19 protein-coding genes and 1 pseudogene are annotated in these 19,392 nt (G+C 65.8%); 8 read left to right on the top strand and 12 right to left on the bottom strand.

Going from position 1 to position 19,392, the window contains the following annotated elements:
• The first annotated feature begins 206 nt into the window (after positions 1-206).
• Entirely contained in the window at positions 207-1,115 is a 909-nt protein-coding gene (locus GGC64_RS18200; protein ID WP_225952172.1) for an esterase family protein, read from the top strand.
• On the opposite strand, the gene GGC64_RS18205 is transcribed toward GGC64_RS18200, so the two are convergent.
• From GGC64_RS18205 to GGC64_RS18215, 3 genes are all read right to left on the bottom strand, one after another.
• Entirely contained in the window at positions 1,112-1,546 is a 435-nt protein-coding gene (locus tag GGC64_RS18205) for a hypothetical protein (RefSeq protein WP_192723972.1), read from the bottom strand. The two genes, GGC64_RS18200 and GGC64_RS18205, sit on opposite strands and share 4 nt — an antisense overlap.
• A gap of 69 nt (positions 1,547-1,615) precedes the next feature.
• On the bottom strand, positions 1,616-3,571 hold the full coding sequence (locus GGC64_RS18210) for a GMC family oxidoreductase N-terminal domain-containing protein (RefSeq protein ID WP_192723973.1): 1,956 nt from the start codon (positions 3,569-3,571) through the stop codon (positions 1,616-1,618).
• Positions 3,572-3,602: 31 nt separating this feature from the next.
• The gene (locus tag GGC64_RS18215) at positions 3,603-3,758 is read right to left on the bottom strand and encodes a hypothetical protein (RefSeq protein ID WP_192723974.1); all 156 of its coding nucleotides are present in this window, start codon (positions 3,756-3,758) and stop codon (positions 3,603-3,605) included.
• Positions 3,759-3,957: 199 nt separating this feature from the next.
• Between GGC64_RS18215 and GGC64_RS18220 the strand changes: the two genes are divergently transcribed.
• A complete protein-coding gene (locus GGC64_RS18220; protein WP_192723975.1) occupies positions 3,958-5,235 on the top strand; it encodes a CdaR family transcriptional regulator in 1,278 nt (425 codons plus the stop codon).
• Here GGC64_RS18220 and GGC64_RS18225 read toward each other — a convergent pair whose 3' ends face one another.
• Positions 5,236-5,922, bottom strand: coding sequence for a GAF and ANTAR domain-containing protein (locus tag GGC64_RS18225; RefSeq protein ID WP_192723976.1), 687 nt, complete (start codon positions 5,920-5,922; stop codon positions 5,236-5,238).
• Positions 5,923-6,125: 203 nt separating this feature from the next.
• Between GGC64_RS18225 and GGC64_RS18230 the strand changes: the two genes are divergently transcribed.
• The 4 genes from GGC64_RS18230 (at position 6,126) to GGC64_RS18245 (ending at position 10,315) form a co-directional block, all read left to right on the top strand.
• The gene (locus tag GGC64_RS18230; RefSeq protein ID WP_192723977.1) at positions 6,126-7,337 is read left to right on the top strand and encodes an acetyl-CoA acetyltransferase; all 1,212 of its coding nucleotides are present in this window, start codon (positions 6,126-6,128) and stop codon (positions 7,335-7,337) included.
• A gap of 1 nt (position 7,338) precedes the next feature.
• The gene (locus GGC64_RS18235; protein WP_192723978.1) at positions 7,339-8,850 is read left to right on the top strand and encodes a carotenoid oxygenase family protein; all 1,512 of its coding nucleotides are present in this window, start codon (positions 7,339-7,341) and stop codon (positions 8,848-8,850) included.
• 32 nt (positions 8,851-8,882) lie between these two features.
• Positions 8,883-9,740, top strand: coding sequence for a helix-turn-helix domain-containing protein (locus tag GGC64_RS18240; protein ID WP_192725159.1), 858 nt, complete (start codon positions 8,883-8,885; stop codon positions 9,738-9,740).
• A 125-nt stretch (positions 9,741-9,865) separates the two neighbouring features.
• On the top strand, positions 9,866-10,315 hold the full coding sequence (locus tag GGC64_RS18245; protein WP_192723979.1) for an Hsp20/alpha crystallin family protein: 450 nt from the start codon (positions 9,866-9,868) through the stop codon (positions 10,313-10,315).
• Between the two features lie 70 nt (positions 10,316-10,385).
• Here the strand turns inward: GGC64_RS18245 and GGC64_RS18250 are convergent, their stop codons facing one another.
• The 3 genes from GGC64_RS18250 to GGC64_RS18260 are packed head-to-tail and all read right to left on the bottom strand — an operon-like array spanning position 10,386 to position 12,220.
• Positions 10,386-10,982, bottom strand: a complete 597-nt coding sequence (locus GGC64_RS18250; protein ID WP_192723980.1) for a GNAT family N-acetyltransferase — start codon at positions 10,980-10,982, stop codon at positions 10,386-10,388.
• A complete protein-coding gene (locus GGC64_RS18255) occupies positions 10,979-11,407 on the bottom strand; it encodes a hypothetical protein (RefSeq protein ID WP_192723981.1) in 429 nt (142 codons plus the stop codon). Before GGC64_RS18255 ends, GGC64_RS18250 begins: the two co-directional genes overlap by 4 nt.
• A gap of 9 nt (positions 11,408-11,416) precedes the next feature.
• On the bottom strand, positions 11,417-12,220 hold the full coding sequence (locus tag GGC64_RS18260) for an alpha/beta hydrolase (protein WP_192723982.1): 804 nt from the start codon (positions 12,218-12,220) through the stop codon (positions 11,417-11,419).
• 43 nt (positions 12,221-12,263) lie between these two features.
• On the opposite strand from GGC64_RS18260, the gene GGC64_RS18265 reads away from it, so the two are divergent.
• Positions 12,264-12,710: a cupin domain-containing protein gene (locus tag GGC64_RS18265; RefSeq protein WP_192723983.1), complete on the top strand. Its 447-nt coding sequence runs from the start codon at positions 12,264-12,266 to the stop codon at positions 12,708-12,710.
• Here the strand turns inward: GGC64_RS18265 and GGC64_RS18270 are convergent.
• Entirely contained in the window at positions 12,700-13,428 is a 729-nt protein-coding gene (locus tag GGC64_RS18270; protein WP_192723984.1) for a 3-keto-5-aminohexanoate cleavage protein, read from the bottom strand. The two genes, GGC64_RS18265 and GGC64_RS18270, sit on opposite strands and share 11 nt — an antisense overlap.
• A 49-nt stretch (positions 13,429-13,477) precedes the next feature.
• On the opposite strand from GGC64_RS18270, the gene GGC64_RS18275 reads away from it, so the two are divergent.
• Positions 13,478-15,199, top strand: coding sequence for an NAD-binding protein (locus GGC64_RS18275; protein ID WP_192723985.1), 1,722 nt, complete (start codon positions 13,478-13,480; stop codon positions 15,197-15,199).
• On the opposite strand, the pseudogene GGC64_RS18280 reads toward GGC64_RS18275, so the two are convergent.
• The 4 genes and pseudogenes from GGC64_RS18280 to GGC64_RS18295 all read right to left on the bottom strand — a co-directional run.
• Positions 15,171-15,329, bottom strand: a pseudogene (locus tag GGC64_RS18280) (VOC family protein); the annotation flags it as partial. The gene GGC64_RS18275 and the pseudogene GGC64_RS18280 overlap by 29 nt on opposite strands.
• 1 nt (position 15,330) lies before the next feature.
• Entirely contained in the window at positions 15,331-16,227 is an 897-nt protein-coding gene (locus GGC64_RS18285) for an amidohydrolase family protein (RefSeq protein ID WP_192723986.1), read from the bottom strand.
• Between the two features lie 18 nt (positions 16,228-16,245).
• Positions 16,246-17,670, bottom strand: coding sequence for an aldehyde dehydrogenase family protein (locus GGC64_RS18290; RefSeq protein WP_192723987.1), 1,425 nt, complete (start codon positions 17,668-17,670; stop codon positions 16,246-16,248).
• A 15-nt stretch (positions 17,671-17,685) separates the two neighbouring features.
• On the bottom strand, positions 17,686-19,392 hold the full coding sequence (locus GGC64_RS18295; RefSeq protein WP_192723988.1) for a thiamine pyrophosphate-binding protein: 1,707 nt from the start codon (positions 19,390-19,392) through the stop codon (positions 17,686-17,688).

Genomic DNA, 19,392 nt, shown 5'->3' on the forward strand with positions numbered 1-19,392 from the left:
CGCGAAACCTGTCCTCGACGCTACGCTTCTCATCGCCCCGGACGCGAGAGGGCCGGAGCTCGGTGTCGGCTGTGAGCCCGCTGACCGGCAACTTCGGGTTTCCGCAGAACTTCCCGCAGTTCGAATAAGCCGCTGACTCCAAGACGTTCGGCGTTGGTGTGAAGATCTTTGGAAAACGGCTGACGATCGCCGCGCTGGCCGCGTCGATGATCTGGGCCGCAGTCAGTGTGACCGGCAGCGTCGGCATCGCCTCTGCGTTTTCTCGCCCCGGCCTTCCAGTCGAATACCTGATGGTGCCGTCGCCGTCCATGGGACGCGATATCAAGGTGCAATTCCAAGGCGGCGGCAAGCACGCCGTGTTTCTGCTTGACGGCCTACGCGCACAAGACGACTACAACGGCTGGGACATCAACACCTCCGCTTTCGAGTGGTTCGACCAATCCGGACTGTCGGTCGTGATGCCGGTGGGCGGGGAGTCCAGCTTCTATTCGGACTGGTATCAGCCTGCCGTCGGCAACGGCGGAACGTCGACATACAAGTGGGAGACGTTCCTGACACAGGAATTGCCCGCCTGGCTTTCGGCCAACAAAGGCATCAGCCCCAATGGCAATGCCGCAGTTGGGCTTTCGATGTCTGGATCCGCGGCGTTGATCCTTGCCGCCTACCACCCGCAGAACTTCGCCTACGCCGCTTCGCTGTCCGGTTTCCTCAACCTCTCCAACGGAATCTGGCCGACGCTGGTCGGTTTCGCGATGAACGACGCCGGAGGCTTCAACGCCGGCGCCATGTGGGGCCCATCCAGCGATCCCGCGTGGGCACGCAACGATCCCACGGTTCAGGTCGGCAAGCTCGTCGCAAACCACACCCGTATTTGGATCTACGCCGGAAACGGAACGCCGTCCGACCTCGGCGGCGCCAACGTGCCCGCGGAGTTCCTCGAAAACATGTTGCACCAGAGCAACGTCGACTTCATGAACGACTACCAGGCTGCGGGCGGCAACAACGCGACCTTCAACTTCCCCGACAACGGCACGCACGACTGGCCGTACTGGGGTGCCCAATTGCAGGCCATGAAACCCGACCTGCAGCGCGTGGTGGGTGCCGACGCCACTTAGCCCAATGCGGCTGGATCTGCAGTGACGTAGCAGCGACGGGTGTTCGTCATGATCAGCACTTCGGAGACGGCGGACTTGTCGATGCCGGGAAACTCGAACAACCGCAACTCGCCGGGGCCGAGCACGGCGCGTTGGGCCTGATCGATTCCCGTTCTCGTGCGCACCAGGACCGTGACGGGTGCCGTGTCATCGGTCCAATGCGTGACGACGATGCCTGCGCCGAAGGGATCCGTTCCCCAGGCATCTGCTGCGGGGCATGGCGGGTCGCCGTCGTCGTTGGGTGGTAACGCGACCGGAGCGCGAACCGCGGCTGCCACGGTCGTCGCCTCTACAGTTGGCATCGGCTGCAAGGGCTGCGTCGCGGACTTCGGCCCGCAGGCGGCCGCCGCGACGACCGCCGCACCGACCACGACACACATTCCGACGCGCACCACGCCACCTCGCATCTTCTGATGCGAGGGGCATACCCGTTGACGTGCCCGTCAATCAACAGGCTTGCGCTAATTTTCGCCGAGCATGTTCATCGCCGTGCGACGCGCGAGCGCCATCGTGGACACCATCGGGTTCACTCCCGAACAGCTGGGCATTCCGCTCGCATCGGCGATCCACACACCTGTCGAGTCGTGCAGCTCGCCACTCGGTTTCGCGACGGAGGTCTGCGGGTCGCTGCCGAGCTTCGCACTGCACATCTGATGCGCACTGAACACAGGGATGCCGCCGGGTCCGATCGGGATATCGTTGACCTTCGCGATGAAGGCCTCCAGGTCCTCTCCGCGATTCCAGGGCGCGAAGGGTTGGCCTGCAACGAAGATCTGCTGCGCGCCCGCGGCTTCGTGCATGCGGATCGACGTGACGGCGGCTTCGCGGAAGTGACGACGGTCGAGCTCGTCGGAGAACGGATACCAGAACGTGGACTGACCGTTCTCGTCGAGTGTGACGCTGCCCGCGCCACGGTCCTTGACGATGAAGACCCAGTCGGCGCGATACCGGTATTTGCGGGTGAGCTCTTTGTGCTGGGCCCCGTCGAGCCACGGAACCACGGTGGTGAACAGCCCCGGCAGGTGCTGGACACACTCGATGAGATAGCCGAACCCCTCGTCGGCTTCCGCGAATTCGTTCATGATGCCGGCCATCGCAGGGCCGTACCACGGGTCTTGCGGCTCGTCGTACACCCCGCTGACCAGGCTGGCGGGATGCAGTCGCAGCTCGGCGCCGACCGCGGGCCCACCGATCCCCGACCGAAGCAGCAGCCCGGGCGTTTCGAGGCTGCCCGCGGCGGCCACCACCGCCGGGGCGTTGATGACGACACGAGACGTCTGTTGGGTCTGCGGGTCGGTGTATGTCGCCTGGACTCCGACGGCCACGCCGTCCTCGGTGAGGATGCGGTCGACCCAGACGTTGGGCAGCAGTTTCGCCCCTGCGTCGGATGCGTCCTGAAGATAGGTCCGCATCGTGCCCTGCTTGGCGCCGGTCTGATCGCCCATCCCGCTGTAGCCGATCAGGTTCGGGTCGTAGCGCTCCGGATCGATGTTCAGTGTGGCGACCCGGTAGGCGTACCCGAGCCTCGATGCACCATCCGACAGCCGCGCATGCGGGCCGTTCTGCGTGGCGACCTTGTCGTTGCACTGGATGCGCTCGAACACCGCCTGGAGGTGTTCGTCGAACGCGGGGGTGTCGACGTCGGTCAACCCGGCCTCGGCCCAATGGGAGCGCACGGTGCTGGGCGTGAGCAACGAGTTCGACCAGTTGACCGTGCTGCCGCCGCCTACCGTGCTGCCCGCGGCGATGCTCACCATGCCGTCGGCGGACGGGAAGAATCCGCCGCGCAGGAACAGATTTTGATAAGCCGCGACTTCGGACTGCACGAAATCGGATTCGGTGTGGTAGCTGCCCGCTTCGAGGATGATGACGCGCTTGCCCGCCTCGGCGAGCACTGCGGCGGCCACTCCGCCGCCGCTGCCGGAGCCGACCACGACCACATCCGCTTCGAGCGTCGTCTCACCGGAGACGGCGATGACCTCGAGCGTCTTGCGGGAGTTCGGCGGCGGATTTTGGGCCGGCCCCGGATACCCCATGCCTGCCCACAACCGATTGTGGCCATCCGGGCCCGGAAGGCTGTATGCGAACAACACCGAGAGCTGATTCAGCGCGGCGACCGCCCCCGCCGCCTCGGGTGAGATGGCCGCGACGTTGGCAAGGATTTCCTCCCGCGCGGCCTGGGGCTGATCCTTGAACTCGAAAAGGGCCAAGCCGTCGATCAGCGCCAGCATGCCGGCCAGCTGGACCTCGGGTAGGCGGGTGAGCAGGTACTGCTCCGTTGCCACATCGGCCCCGACGTCGCTGCCCTTGGCGGCGTAGAACCCATCCGGGTCGTCCTCCCGTGCGACCGAGGCGACATAGGTGTCGACGATCGCGGTCAGGGTTTCGCACTGCAGCGTGGTGAATTGTGTGGGCATGACGTGACCTCTCGGCTTGGCGTGGTGGTGATCAGGCGGTGCGGGCGGCGTGACGCCGGAGTCCGACGGCTCGCCGAAGACGACGGACGCCGGTGGACACCAGAGCAGCCACCGTGACGGTCACCGGAATGAAGAGTGGGCACAGAACCAGCAACATGACTGCAATGGCGCTGAGGTAGCTGCTCATCGGGGACTCGCTTTCTTTTCGCAGCGGAACTTGGGTGCGTCGGCGCGTTGTCGCGCCGCGGTCGCCATCAGAATCACGGAACCGGTCGGGGTGCCGCGACGTCCGCGGACGCCGAAGTTTCGCCGGTTTACTGGCTTGCGGAGCCAAAGAGTGGCAGCGAACCGCTCGGCGCGGGTAGCAGCGGGTTTATGGTCTGGTGATGGCGGAAGCGGGCCATGCCGAGCCGGTGGTCGTCGCGGAGTCTGCCGCGGCCATCGTCGACCGCCTGGATCATCGAATCGCGGAGCTGACGAGCTCGATCCAGCAGATCGTGGTCACCGAGATCGCCGAACTGCGCAGTGATGCGCAGCTGGTACAGCTGCTTCGGGACAGCATCGACGGAAACGTCGCAACGGTGTTCTCCGCAATCCGGCACGCCATCCCGATCGACAAGGTCGAGTTGCCCACCGCCGCCGTCGAACACGCACGGCGACTCGCGCAGCGCGGAACGACGGTCAACGCATTGGTGCGCGCGTACCGCCTCGGACACAAGGCGGTACTCGACGCGGTGCTCGAGGAAATAGGAGCCTCAGGGCTGGAGCCGCCGCTCAGCCTCGCCGTGTTCAGCCAGATCTCGGAAGTGACGTTCGGCTATATCGACTGGATCACGCAACAGGTGGTGATCACCTACCAGTGCGAGCGCGACCGGTGGATGGAGAACCAAAACAGCCTGCGCGCGCTGCGGGTACGCGAACTCCTCGACGGAGCCGACCTCGACATCGACAAGGTGACAACGGCGATTCGCTACCCGTTGCGGCGGACTCATCTGGCGGTCGTTGTCTGGCACGGCGAAGACGAATTCTGCGAAGACCCGACGTCGATGGAGCGCTTCGTCGCTCAACTCGCCGAGTCTGCCGGCGCCGGCGAGACTTCGTTGTTCATCTCGGTGGACCGCATGACGGGATGGGGTTGGATTCCGCTCGCCGCGCAGACTGGGCCAGCAGCAGTCGCGTGCATGCGCGCGTTCGCCGACACCCGAAGCGACGCCCCGCGGATCGCAGCCGGTAATCCGTTGCCGGGCGTCGAGGGATTCCGGCGTTCACATCAGCTAGCGGAAGAAGCGCATGCCGTCGCGATGGCCGCAGGCCCGAATGCTCAACGCTTCACTGCTGCAAGTGATCCCGGCCTTTCGGCCGCAGCGCTGTTCAACGGCAACCTCGGCGCGGCGCGGGTGTGGGTGAGCGAGGTGCTCGGACCGCTCGCGTCCGCCACGGAAAACGACGAGCGACTGCGCGAAACGCTGGGCATCTTCCTTCGCACCGGAGGAAGCTTCAAGGCCACGGCTGAGGAATTGCACTTACACACCAACTCCATCAAGTACCGGGTACAACGCGCAATCGAGCGGCGTGGCCGACCAATCACCGACGGTCGACTCGACGTCGAGATCGCGTTGCTGCTCTGCCACTGGTACGGCAGCGTCCTGCTGCAGGATCAATAATCAGCTGCGGCGGGTGTCAATGACCCGTTGCGCGACATCGACCAGCCGGGTGTTGCCGTCCTGGGAGAGCTTGCGCAGCATCTCGAAGGCCTGCACATCGTCGACGCCGAAACGCTCCATGATGATGCCCTTTGCCTGACCGATGCGATCCCTGGTCGACAGCGCCGACTCGAGCTGCTCGCCGTGACGACTGGCCAGGATCGCCGCCGCTGCGTGCGCGGCGAGCACCACGCCGGTGGTCTCGTCCTCGCCATCGAATGCGTGGGGCTTGAACGCGAACATGTTCAACGCGCCCGCGGTGCGCTCGGCGGTATACAACTTGATGGACAGGCCGCTCAGGATGCCGATCTCGACGACTGCCGGTGAGTACTTCGGCCAGCGCTCATCCGTGCGAAAGTCGTCCGTTCGCACGATCACCTCGTCGAGCGCCGCTTCCACGCACGGTCCCTCGTTGAACGTCATCTGCAACTCATCGAGCTGATGCGGCAGCTCAGAGGTGCCTGCGAGGGATTCGAACTTGCCGCCTCTGCCAACCAACAGGATGCCTGCGGCGTCGGTCCCGGGAATCAGTTCCCTCGTTGCCGCGGTGACGTCAGCCAGCACGTCATCGACGCTTCGCGGCGCTGCAGAAGCGCGCGCGAGCTCGGCCATGCGCTGTGCAAGGTCGTAATTTCGCGGCTTGGTCATCGTTAAGGGCTTCCCGTTGTGGACCCAGGCTATACGCGACGTTTGTCATTCGGCGCAGTGGGCAATGTCCCAGTACAGGCGAACGAGATGGTCGACCATCCTGTTCGCTGAGGTCTCGTCGGTTCAGACCGGAGCCGGCGGGGCCGCCTCTACGTCTGCCGAACGTGGCCGAGTGACTCTCTTAGTTGTAGTACCGTCTGGCCATGAGCACTGCCAACGTCTGGATCCTCGGCGGTCACCAGAGCGACTTCGCGCGCAACCTCAGCCGCGAACGCATCGACTTCGCAGGCCTGACGGCCGAAATCGTCGACAACACTTTGCGTGCGGCCAAGGTCGACGTGGCGGACATCGACGTCGTACATGTGGCCAACGCATTCGGCGAGTTGTTCGCAAGGCAGGGCCATCTTGGCGCGATGCCGGCAAGCGTCAACGACGGATTGTGGGACACCCCGGCAACCCGCCACGAAGCCGCATGCGCATCGGGAAGTGTGGCAACGCTCGCGGCGATCGCCGATCTGCGCTCCGGCGCGTACCGCACTGCGCTCGTCGTCGGTATCGAACTCGAGAAGACCGTCCCGGGCGACACCGCGGCACAACACCTCGGCGCCGCGGCGTGGACCGACCACGAAGGCACCGAGGCAAAGTTCATGTGGCCGTTCATGTTCGCCTCAGTGGCCGACGAATACGACCGCCGCTATGGCCTTGACGACGCACACCTGCGAGCGATCGCACAACTGAACTTCGCCAACGCCCGCGCGAATCCCAATGCGCAGACGCGGGATTGGACCGTGCCGGAACCACTGGCCGCCGACGACGCCAACCCTGTGATCGAAGGACGTCTGCGCCGCTTCGACTGCAGCCAGATGACCGACGGCGGCGCGGGAGTGGTGCTGGTGACCGACGAATACCTGCGTGACCATCCGCAGGCTCGGCCGATCGGGCGCATCGACGGCTGGGGCCACCGCACCGTTGGGCTCGGTCTGCAGCAGAAACTCGACCGTGCCGCCGGACAACCTTACGTACTCCCCCACGTCCGCGGTGCCGTGCTCGACGCGTTCGACCGCGCCCGCGTCACGCTCGACGACGTCGACGGCTTCGAAGTGCACGACTGCTTCACACCAAGCGAGTACCTCGCCATCGACCACATCGGGCTGACCGGGCCCGGTGAATCGTGGAAGGCGATCGAGAACAACGAGATCGAATTGGGCGGACGGTTGCCGATCAATCCCAGCGGCGGGCTGATCGGCGGCGGTCATCCTGTCGGCGCGTCCGGTGTGCGCATGCTGCTCGACGCCGCCAAGCAGGTCAGTGGGACGGCAGGCGGCTACCAGGTCGAGGGCGCAAAGACGTTCGGAACACTCAACTTCGGTGGCAGCACGGCCACCACTGTGAGCTTTATCGTGACGGGAGCCTGACATGACCCCAGAGATCGTCGGCAAGTATCTGTCGACCCTGCCCGAGGACGACGACCATCCCTACCGGACCGGGCCGTGGCGTCCACAGACCACCGAGTGGGATGCCGACGACCTGAGGCCGGTCGAGGGTGAAGTTCCCGCCGATCTCGACGGGGTGTATCTGCGCAACACCGAGAACCCCTTGCACCCGGCGCTGAAGGCCTATCACCCGTTCGACGGCGACGGCATGCTGCACGTTGTCGGCTTTCGGGATGGAAAAGCGTTCTACCGCAACAGGTTTGTCCAGACCGACGGCTTTCTCGCCGAGAACGAAGCGGGTGGGCCGCTGTGGCCGGGCCTTGCCGAACCGGTCTCGCTGGCCAAGCGCGACGACGGGTGGGGCGCACGCGGCCTGATGAAGGACGCGTCGAGCACCGACGTGATCGTGCATCGCGGGACCGCGCTGACGAGCTTTTACCAATGCGGTGACCTGTACCGCCTCGACCCGTATTCGGGTGTCACCCTCGGCAAGGCACAGTGGAATGGGGCGTTCCCGTTCGACTGGGGCGTCTCGGCGCACCCCAAGGTCGATGACAAATCCGGTGAACTGTTGTTCTTCAACTACAGCAAGCAGGCACCGTACATGCACTACGGAGTCGTCGACGACAACAACAACCTCGTGCACTACATCGACGTGCCGCTGCCGGGGCCGCGACTCCCCCACGACATGGCGTTCACCGAGAACTACGTGATCCTCAACGACTTTCCGTTGTTCTGGGATCCCGAACTGCTCGAGCGCAACGCGCACGTGGCGCGGTTCCATCGCGATATGCCGTCGCGATTCGCGATCATCCCCCGCCGCGGCAACAACATCCAGTGGTTCGAGGCGGAGCCGACCTTCGTGCTGCACTTCACCAACGCCTACGAGGACGGCGACGAGGTAGTGCTCGACGGGTTCTTCCAGGGCGACCCCGAACCGGCGGATAACGGCATGGGCAACAAATGGGAGCGCGCATTCCGCTTCCTCGCACTCGATCGCATGCAGGCCCGGCTGCACCGCTGGCGCTTCAATATGGTGACGGGCGACGTTGTCGAAGAACAGCTTTCGGACAGCATCACCGAATTCGGCATGATCAACTCCAGCTATGCCGGAGCGCCCTATCGTTACACCTATGCCGCGACCGGCAAGCCGTCGTGGTTCTTGTTCGACGGGCTGGTCAAGCACGACCTGCGCACCGGCAGTGAGCAGCGGTATGCATTCGAAGACGGCGTCTACGGCAGCGAGACTGCCATGGCGCCGCGCGTCGGCAGCACGGCTGAGGACGACGGATACCTGGTCACGCTGACCACCGACATGACCGCCGACGCCTCGTACTGCCTGGTGTTCGACGCCGCCAGAGTCGGCGACGGGCCGGTGTGCAAACTGGCTCTGCCGGAACGCATTTCGAGTGGAACGCACTCCACCTGGGCAGCGGGTTCCGAGCTGCGGCGCTGGCGGGAGACGGACACCCCGGCGGCCGCGATCGGGCTGTAGTGGCGCGGCCGCAACCCAACGCCGTCGCCCGCATGCTCGGGTTGCTCGGCGACGAGTGGAGCCTGCTGGTCGTTCAGCAGGCGCTGCTCGGCGCGACCCGGTTCGCGGAATTCAAGGCGCGGCTGCCGATCTCGAATTCCGTGCTGACTCGCCGCCTGCAGGCGCTGACACGCGACGGCCTGCTGGAGCGCCGTGTCTACCAGACGAACCCGACCCGATCGGAGTACCTGGTGACCCCGCGCAGTCGTTCGCTGTGGCCGGTGCTGTTGTCGATCTGGGAATGGGAGCGCCGGTGGGTGCCGGGCCATGCCGAAGGTTTGCCTGATATGCGGCACCGGGCCTGCGACGCCGACTTCGCGCCGCTGCTCATCTGCCGCGCGTGCGGTGAGCGCGCGAGCGAGAAAGACGTTGTCGCGCAATGGGGACCGAGCGGCTCGTGGGCGCGGTCGATTCCCGTCACGTCGACGCGGCGACGATCGGAAGCCGACCAGCGCGACGGGGCGGCGGGGCTGTTCCCTCAGACCATGAGCGTGCTCGGCAACCGCTGGGGCTTCGCGCTGTTGGTCGCGGCGTTCGTCGGTGTCAGTCGCTTCACCGATTTTCAAAGCCAGCTCGGCGCCCCGCCTGGATCGATCTCCGATCGACTGTCGATCTTCACGGCCAATGGCGTACTGGTGTGCGCAGAGAACCGATACCGGCTCACCGAGAAGGGCGGCGCGTTGTTCGCAGTGCTCGTGACGGCGCTGCAGTGGGCACAACGGTGGTTTCCGGCGGCCGAGGGTCCGGCCGTGGAACTGACTCACGCGGCCTGCGGCAGGCGGTTCGGCGCCGTTCTGGTCTGCGATCAGTGCACCGGGCCGCTGACCGGAGCGCAGGTCAGCGCGGTCTGAGCGCGTCTCAACCGGACGAAAAAGAACTGGCACTCTCGGGGTGAGAGTGCTAATCTTCGGGTTGCACAGTGATTGGCTGCCCGCCAGGGTGGCGGGCCTTGAGGCGACATAGGAGGTGGATTGCTGTGCTTCGCTTTGATCCGTTCAGTGACTTCGATGCTCTGACCCGGGGCTTGCTTACCGGCCAGACCGGATCAAATCGCGCTCCTCGGTTCATGCCGATGGATCTCTGCAAGATCGACGACCACTACGTGCTCACAGCCGACCTACCCGGCGTCGACCCGGGCTCGGTGGACGTCAACGTCGACAACGGCACCCTGACAATCGCGGCACATCGCACGGCCCGATCCGAAGACGCCGTCCAGTGGCTGGCCAGCGAGAGATTCTTCGGCTCCTACCGCAGGCAACTCTCGCTTGGCGAGGGCATCGACGCGTCGGCTATCTCCGCGACGTATGAGAACGGTGTGCTGACCGTGACCATCCCGCTGGCCGAACGTGCCAAGCCGCGCAAGATCGACGTCGCCCACGGCGGCGGACAACGTTCGATCGAGCCGACCGGAGTCGAATCCGAATAGCCAAGCGCCGCCTCGAAACTGCGGCCAGATCGCCAATCATCTCGAAACTGCGATCTGGCCGCAGTCTCGGCTAGTCGTTACGCTCCAATCGGTAGCGCAGATTGTTGCGCACAGCGGGCCATTCAATATCGAGGATCGAGTACACCACCGTGTCGCGGCGCGAGCCGTCGGGCAGCACCTGGTGGCTGCGCAGTATCCCGTCCAGCTTGGCGCCGAGCCGTTCGATCGCGGAGCGGCTGGTCGAGTTGAAGAAGTGCGTGCGGAATTCGACTGCGACACAGCCCAACTCGTCGAAAGCGTGCCCGAGCATCAGCAGCTTCGTCTCGGAATTGACCCCGCTGCGTCGCGCCGACGACACGTACCACGTATTGCCGATCTCGAGCCGGCGGTTGGACGCGTCCACGTTCAGGTAGCTCGACGACCCGACGAGCGTTCCGTCGAGGCTGCGCACCACGAACGTCAGACCTTGATCGGGTTTCTGCACCGCCAACCGTGTGTCGACCCACTGCTCGGCGATGCCCGCCTTCGGCGCGTGGGTGAACCAAAGCTTGCCCAACTCACCGTCGGCGGCAGCCTCGGCGATCTCCGGAACATGTTCGCGGCTAAGCGGTTCCAGCTTCACCCATCGCTGACCGGTCAACGAGACGGGTTCGACGAACCCGCTCATCGGCGCACCCTGGACCAGGCGGCGAACATCGCCCACACCGACAGCACCACCGCACACACCGCAGCTGCCGCACCGAGGAAAAGTCCGTAGCCCGCCGACACCGGCGAGTACACATACAGCCGGTAGTACCACATCGTGAGCACCACCAGCAGCACCGAAATGGCAAGGGCCGAACTCGATGCCAGGCGGTCGAACAGTCCGCGGGCGGCCATCGCGCCCGCAACGATCAACGTCGACGCCAGCAGCACGATCAGCTGGCCGACCCCGAACCCCGGCGGCGGCACCGGCATGGTGCCCACGATCCCGCCGATCGCATTGGCGCGTCCCCCGCCGTCGGCCCGACTGGTCAGCCACGGCAGCCAGGCGCTGATCGCAAGCACGGCCGCGCATAGCACCACCAGCCAACCGGGGCGCAGGCGAGCCATGCGCTCAGACTATCCGCTGTGCCCCGTCGTCCACGTCAACGCGTAGTCGGCCACGTCGGTCCAGCCATCCAGCGCGGCGGTCAGATGCGGCCGGTCGTCGAACAGCTTGAAATCCGTCGCGGCGGGCGATCGCCGGTAACGGTTGAAATTCTCGTACACCACCGACGCGGGCACGATGTGATCGCGGCCGCCCGCGATCAGGAGCAGCGGCGCCCGGTCGGGTTTGGTGAAGTCGACCACCGTCGCCGCCTTGGACCTACGGCTGAAGTTCGCCAGCGCGGCCTGGAACAGCGGCTTGCCCGGTGCGGGGATAGCCAACTCGGCGTGCCAGGCGTCGGACTCGGCCCGCGGCACAGTGTTGGCAAACGCGTAGTGGAACTCGGCGGGCGTGAGCGGCACGGCACGATGTCGGTTGGCCGGATTACGGAAGACCGGAAACGTCGACCTCAACACCGACCGCGGCAGCCGGTAGACGCCGCGCGGCGCGGCGGGATGAATCGCCACGGCGGACCGGCCAAGGCCCCGGCCGAGCAGCATCTGCGTGATCAACCCGCCGAACGAGTGGCCCATCAGGATCGGCGGCTCGGGCAGCGTCTGGATGAACGCGGCGTAATGATCCACCACTTGACCGACCCCGATCTCGGCGGGCGCCTTGGTGTGGTCGAGTTCATCGTCGAGCTCAGAGACCCCTGGCCATGCGGGTGCGTGAACCGTGTGACCGGCGGCGCGGTAACGCTCAATCCAGCCGCGCCAGCTGTGCGGCGGCATCCACAAGCCGTGGATCAGCACAATAGGTGCTTTGCCGGTAGCCATCGTCTCTATTGTGGAGTCGCCGAACCTATTAATGGGGGATTTGATGAGCGACCTTCCGGAGTGGGCGCGTCGGCTTGACCTGTCTCCTCATCCAGAGGGCGGCTGGTTCAAGGAGACCTGGCGCAGCGGGCTGACGATGCCCCAGTCCGCATTGCCGCCCGACTACACCGGACCCCGAAGCGCGGGCACCGCAATCCTGTTCCTGCTCATGCCCGGTCAGCAGTCAGCGTGGCACACGGTGCGCAGCGCCGAGCTGTGGCTGTTTCATTTCGGCGGTCCGTTGCTGCTGCAGGTCGGCGCCGAACAGGACAGCGCCACAACGCATTTGCTCGGCGCCGACATCCTCGCCGGGGAACAGCCGCAGTTCGTCGTGCCGCCAGGACATTGGCAGCGGGCCCGCCCCCGCGACGACCAGCCGTGCCTGGTCAGCTGTGTGGTGATCCCTGGTTTCGATTACGCCGACTTCGCGCTGGCCGCCCCTACCGACTGAGCAGCGCTACGGCCGCCGACACCAGCGCCGCATTGTCGGGCGCGGCGGAACCGTCGGGCATCCGCAGGGTGTCCTCCATGCCGATGCGGACCTGCACACCCCGCTTGCCCGCGTGTTCCAGTAGCGGCCAACAACTTTCGTCCATACCATGCAGTAGCACCGGCGCAGGCGACTGCCGGGCCATCACCTGGCTCAGTAGGTCGTCGGCGGTCGCGACATCGCCATCCCCGGGAAGTTCGATCATCACTCGCATGCAATGCTCGGCGATCCCCGAGGCCGCCCATGATTCGGCCGCCTCGGCGTTGAAGATGCCGACCTCGACGCCGATCCCCTTGCTCAACAGCAGCCGGGCCAGCTCCTCCGAGCCAGGTTCGTGCCAATTGACCGACGCGAAGTCGGGCAGCACGGTCCAGCCGTCGACGGCATGCAGCCTCGCGTCGGCGTCCGGCAGCGCCCAGAACCCCGTTGTCACCCCGAGCGGCAGACCCGGCACCGCATGGCGCACGGCATCCACCGCGGCGTCCACGTGCTCGCAAAGCAGTGAATCGACGCCGTCGGCGTTCTTCGGATGCAGGTGCACCGCCTTGGCGCCTGCGCCATGGGCCGCGAGCGCCGCTGCGGCCAGCTGATCGGGCGTCACCGGCAGGTTCGGATGCGCGTCGGGCGTGCGGGCGCCGTTGATACAGGCCTTCACGTAGACCTTGGGACTGGTGGGCATCTGATCATCTTCTGCGCTGTCCGGCGTTTCCGCAGTACCGTTCTGCGATATGCGGGGCCACATCATCGTTTGCGGTGACGATGCGCTCGGAATGCGAATCGTCGAGGAGCTGAACAACGCGGGCACGCGCGTGGTGATGGTGCAGGCCCCCGACGACCTCGCCGGGGCGGGCGTCGCGACTGCACAGGCCGTCATCTGCGCCGACGATGACGACGCGCTGAACCTCGAAATCGCCTTGCTGGCACGGCAAGCCAATCCCGATGTGCGCGTGGTGGCCCGGCTGGCCAATAGTGTGCTGCGCGAAGCCATGTCACAGGACAACGGCCCCGGCGCGATCCTCGACGTCGCCGATCTGGCGGCGGCCTCCGTCGTGGAGGCCTGCCTGGGCCGTACCGCTCACACGATTCCGGTGGCCGGCATCGATTTCGTCGTCTCCGGTGCGGAGGCCCCCCGCGACGCGACATTGCGCGACATCTTCGGTGATCTGGCGCCGGTCGCGGTGATCCACGCCGAGGACTCCGACGGGCGCGATGCGGTGGTCGCGTGTCCCGGTCGCGACTATCGGGTGAGCGCAGGCGACTGGACCGCGATGATCGGCACCGCCGAGGAACTCACCGAGCAGGGCATCGCGATTCCCCGGCCGCTGTCGCATTCGCGGGGACGACGGCCACCGTTGCGGCGGGTGGTCGACGCGGTGCGGTTGATCCGCGACGACATCAACCCGATGTTCTACCGGGCGCTGGCCGTGTCGATGTCCCTGCTCCTCGGCTCGACGGTGTTGTTGCGGTTCGCCTATCAACACCCGCCGGGGATGAGCTGGATCGATGCGTTGTACTTCAGCACCGAGACCATCGCCACCGTCGGCTACGGCGACTTCAGCTTCATGCACCAGCCCATGTGGCTGCGGATCTGGGGCATCGGGCTGATGTTCGCGGGTGTGACCACCACCGCGATCCTCGTCGCATTCATCGCCGACGTGTTGCTGTCGCGGCGCCTTGCGCAGTCGGCGGGCCGCAGGAAGGTGCGGCATCTACGGCATCACGTCATCGTCGTCGGGTTGGGTTCGTTCGGCATCCGAGTGGTCAGTGACCTGACCGCGGCCGGCTACGACGTGGCCGTCATCGAACGTGATCCCGAAAACCGCTTCCTGTCCACGGCCGCCCGTCTCGATGTGCCGGTGATCTTCGGCGACGCCACATTGCATGAGACGTTGGAGTCCGCGCGGCTGGACGAGGCGCGTGCAATCGCGGTGCTGACGCAAGACGACATCGTCAACATCGAGACGGGCATCGTGCTGGACGAGATGCTCGGGCCGCGCACGCTACCCGAACTCCACCGGACCGGCGTGCCGATCGTGCTGCGCATCTACGACCGCACCCTCGGCGCCGCGGTCGCTCAGCGTTTCGGGTTCGAAACGGTGCTCTCCACAGTCGAATTGGCGGCGCCGTGGTTCATCGGCGCGGCGCTGGGGCTGCAGGTGCTCGGCACGTTCTCGGTCGGGCAGCGCTCGTTCATGGTCGGCGGCATGTACGTGGCACCGGGCAGCGAGTTGGACGGAATGCGGATGTTCGACATGTCCACGCAGACCCGCGTCATCGCGGTCACCAGGGCCGATGCTCCGGTGCAACTGCATCCCCGGCGCGACGCCAGGCTCGCCGGCGGCGACACCGCTTACCTGGTGGGACCGTACCGCGAGTTGCTCGACGCCCTGCGCAAGGGCAAGGGCGTCCAGCAGCCTGCTGTCAGTACTGATCCAGCGACGACAGGTTGAAACCGGCGCCGGCCGGATCGGCCACGGCGGCCAACCGGCCGTACGGCGTGTCCTCGGCGCCGCGAATCACGCTGCCGCCGTTGTCCTTCACCAACTGCACGGTCTTGTCGACGTCGTCGGCGCCGAGGAATTCATCGCGAGATCCCCAGCACCCGCAGCGCGTTGTCTTTGTAGACCAGGGGCACCACCGCCGGGTCCATGTTCAGCTCCTCGAAGTCGCGCCGCCAGCGGTCCATCTTGATGTACGGGTAGTCGGTGCCGAAGAGCACCTTGGTGCGCAGCTGACGGTTGGCGGCGTGCACCAGTTGCGGCGGGAAGTACTTCGGCGACCAGCCACTCAGGTCGATGTAGACGTTGGTCTTGTGGGAGGCGATCGCGATCTGCGAGTCCACCCACGGCACCGCCGGATGGGCCATCACGATGGTCAGGTCGGGAAAGTCGGCGGCGACGTCGTCGAGCAGCATCGGATCGGAGTAGCGCAGCTTGATGCGATGCCCGCCGGGTAGCCCGGATCCGAGCCCGGTCTGCCCCGTGTGAAACAACGCAGGCACTTTCGCTTCGGTGATCGCCTCATAGATCGGGTAGAAGCGGCGGTCGTTCGGCTCGAAGGCCTGCACGCTGGGGTGGAACTTGAAGCCCTTGACGCCGTAGTCGCGAACCAACTCGTGCACGCGGTGCACGGCGCGTCGCTCGTGCCACGGGTCCACGCTGCCGAACGGGATCAGCACGTCGTTGTTGCGGATCGCGCCCGCGACGAGGTCCTCGACGGAGTTCGGCACATGCCGCATTGCCGTCCGCGCGTCGATGGTGAACACCACCGCGGCCGTGTTCTGCCTGCGGTACTCGTCGGCAAGCGCGTCCACGCTCGACAACGCGCCGGGCCCCCGCCTGAAGTACTTTCCGACGGCGTCGACCAGTTCGTCGTCGTAGGCCTTGTGGCCGTGGCCATCGACCTCCACATGGGTGTGGATGTCGATGGCCGCGACACGCTCGAAATCGATACCGTATTCGTACTTTTCGCCGGGCATGGCCGCAGTGTATTGCGATTACTCCGGCGCGTAGCCCAGGGCCGCCTTGGTCTCCAGATACTCGTCGAACGCGAACTGGCCCCACTCGCGCCCGTTGCCGCTGCGCTTGTACCCGCCGAACGGCGCGTTCATGTCGAAGCCGTGGTTGATCGCGACGGACCCGGCGCGGATCTTCCGCGCGATCGCGCGAGCCTGCTCGAGGTCCGCGCCCGAAACATAGCCGGCCAGACCATATTCCGTGTCGTTGGCGATCTCCAGCGCCTGATCCAGGTCGTCGTAGCCGAGTATGCACAGCACCGGCCCGAAGATCTCTTCGCGCGCGATGGTCATGTCGTTCTTCACGTCCGCGAACACCGTCGGCTTGACGTAGTACCCGGTGTCGAGTCCGTCGGGTCGGCCAGGGCCGCCCACCACCACGGTGGCGCCCTCGTCGATGCCCTTCTGGATCAAGCCCTGGATCTTGTCGTACTGGGCTTTGGACGCCACCGGCCCGATAGCGGACTTCTCGCCGGGGTCACCGACCTTGACCTGTTCGGCGGTTGCCTTCGCGACCGCAACGGCCTCGTCCCTGCGTGAGTTCGGCACCAGCATGCGCGACGGCGCATTGCAGCTCTGCCCGCTGTTCATCATCATCACCGAAACGCCCGCGGCCACGCTCTTGGCGAAGTCCTCGTCGTCGAGCACGATGTTCGGGCTCTTTCCGCCCAACTCCTGGCTGACCCGCTTGACCGTCGCGGCCGCATTGCGGGCGACCTCGACGCCTGCGCGCGTCGATCCGGTGAACGACACCATGTCGATGTCCGGATGGCTCGACAGCGCTTCGCCAACGCCGGGACCGTCGCCGTAGACAAGGTTGTACACCCCCGCGGGAACGCCTGCGGCATCGAGGATTTCGGTGAAGATCTGCGCGGAGTACGGCGCGACCTCCGACGGCTTGAGCACCATCGTGCAGCCGGTCGCCAGCGCGGGGTACACCTTGACCGCGATCTGGTTGATCGGCCAGTTCCATGGCGTGATCAACCCGCACACGCCGATCGGCTCCTTCACCACCAGCGTGCTGCCGTGCTGCTGTTCGAACTCGAAGTTCTTCAGCACGTCGATGGCCGTCATCAGATGGCCGAGACCGAGATTCACCTGCGGGCCCGCGGCAAGGGACGGCGGCGCGCCCATCTCCTCGGTCACCGCGTCGGCCAGGTCGGCTGTCCGCTTCTGGTATTCGCCCAGGATGGCCTGCAGCACGTCGAGGCGCTCCTCGCGGCTGGTCTGCGACCAGGTGCCGAAGGCCCTTCGGGCCGCGCTGACGGCCTTGTCGACGTCGGCCGCAGCGCCGAGTGCGATCTTGCCGGACACCTGTTCGGTCGCCGGGTTGTCGACGTCCAGCGACTTCGGCTCGACCGGATCGACCCACTGACCGTCGATGTAGAACTTCAAATATTCGCGCATATCGCCAACCTTTCCCTACTGAGTACCTTCGGCGTACCAGGTTCTGAATTCGTCGTATTTCGGCATTTCCTCCGAGTTGGCCTTCGGGTCGATGCAGACGTGCACGACGGCGGTCTTGCCGCTGGCGTACGCCCGCTCGATGGCCGGGCCGATCTCGTCGTCCTTCTCGACGTATTCGCCGTGGCAGCCGAAGCCCTCGGCGATCTTGTCGAACCGCACGTCCTTGCTCCAGTGCACGCCGGGCTGCGGCGACGGCTGTTCGAAGGTGCGCTTGTAGACGCCCACCTCGAGCCCCCACTGGTGATCGACGCCGACCACGCACACCAACGGCAGGTTCTGTCGCGCGGCGGTCTCGAGTTCGGCGATGTGGAACAGGAAGGCCGAGTCGCTGGTGAGCAACATGACCGGACGCTTGCCGCCGTCGGCGACCGAGGCGCCCACCGCATAGGGCAGCCCGGTGCCGAGATGGCCGAAGTTCTGGTTCCAGATCACGTCGCGCGGCTTGGCCTGCGAGTAGGTCCATTGAAAGATCACGGTGGCCCCGCCGTCGCGCACGAGTATGCCGTCCTTCGGGAACGCCTTGGTGGCCTCGACGACGTAGCGGGCGGGGTGCACCGGAGTGCTGCCCGTCGGCGCGTTCTCGGCCAGCTGCGCCAGTTCTTCGGCGTCTTTCTTGATCAGCACGTCCAGATTCGGGGCGGGGTGCCTGGGATTCTCTCTGAGCGCCTCGACCAGTTGCGGGACGACCCCACGCAGATCGCCCACCAACGGCACGTCGATCGGCCGGTTCACCCCGATGGCCGTCGGGTCCTGCTCGACGTAGATCCATTTGCGAATGTCGTTGCGCGGGGCCCAATGCCGGGTCCTGCCGTAGTGCACCGGCTCACCCAACTCGGTGCCAAGCGCGACGCACAGGTCGGAGTTGACGACCGCTTCGACGGCCGACGGCGAGAAGCCGTAGGCGAACGTCCTGTCCTCCAGCCCCGGAATGAACGAGGTGCCGCCGGAGGTCTGGATGACCGGGCACGCCATCAGGTCGGCCAGTTCCTTGACCGCGGCCTGGCTGCGCGACGTGTGAACGCCGTGGCCCACCAACAGGATCGGGCTGTCCGCCTCGCGAATCAGCTTCGCGGCCTCGGCCACCTCCGGCGCACCTGCGCCCTGGTTGACCAGGCGATAACGATGCGGCGGCGGAGCGTCGGCGACATCGAGTTCCTCCAGCAGCACGTGCGATGGATATTCGATGTAGGTCGGGCCAGGGGTGCCCGACATCGCCCGCCGGATCGCTTCGTGGACGATCTCGTCGGTCTGGTCGGCGTACTCGATCGACGCGCTGTACTTCACGGACGCCGCGAAAAGTGGCTCCTGACGGACGAATTGGATGCGACCGCGCCGAACCCGGCGCTCGGTGATGCGCGCTCGTTGACCACCGATGAAGATCACCGGGGAGTTCTCCACCTTGGCGCACATCATCGCACCCGCGATGTTGGCCATCCCCGGTCCGAGGGTGCCGATGCACAGGCCGGGCCCGCCGGTCATGCGTGACACCGCCTCGGCCATGAAGCCTGCGCTCAACTCGTGGTGCGGCGCGACGACAGACCAACCGCGCGCATCCGCCTCGGCGAACATGTGCACGAAGTTCGGGTCGGGTATCCCGAACAACGTATTGACACCCTCGGCCTCGAACAGGTCGAGAATGCGTTTGTACACGGGTACGGCCAT

This window comes from Mycobacterium sp. OAS707 (assembly GCF_014873705.1).
Lineage (GTDB): Bacteria > Actinomycetota > Actinomycetes > Mycobacteriales > Mycobacteriaceae > Mycobacterium.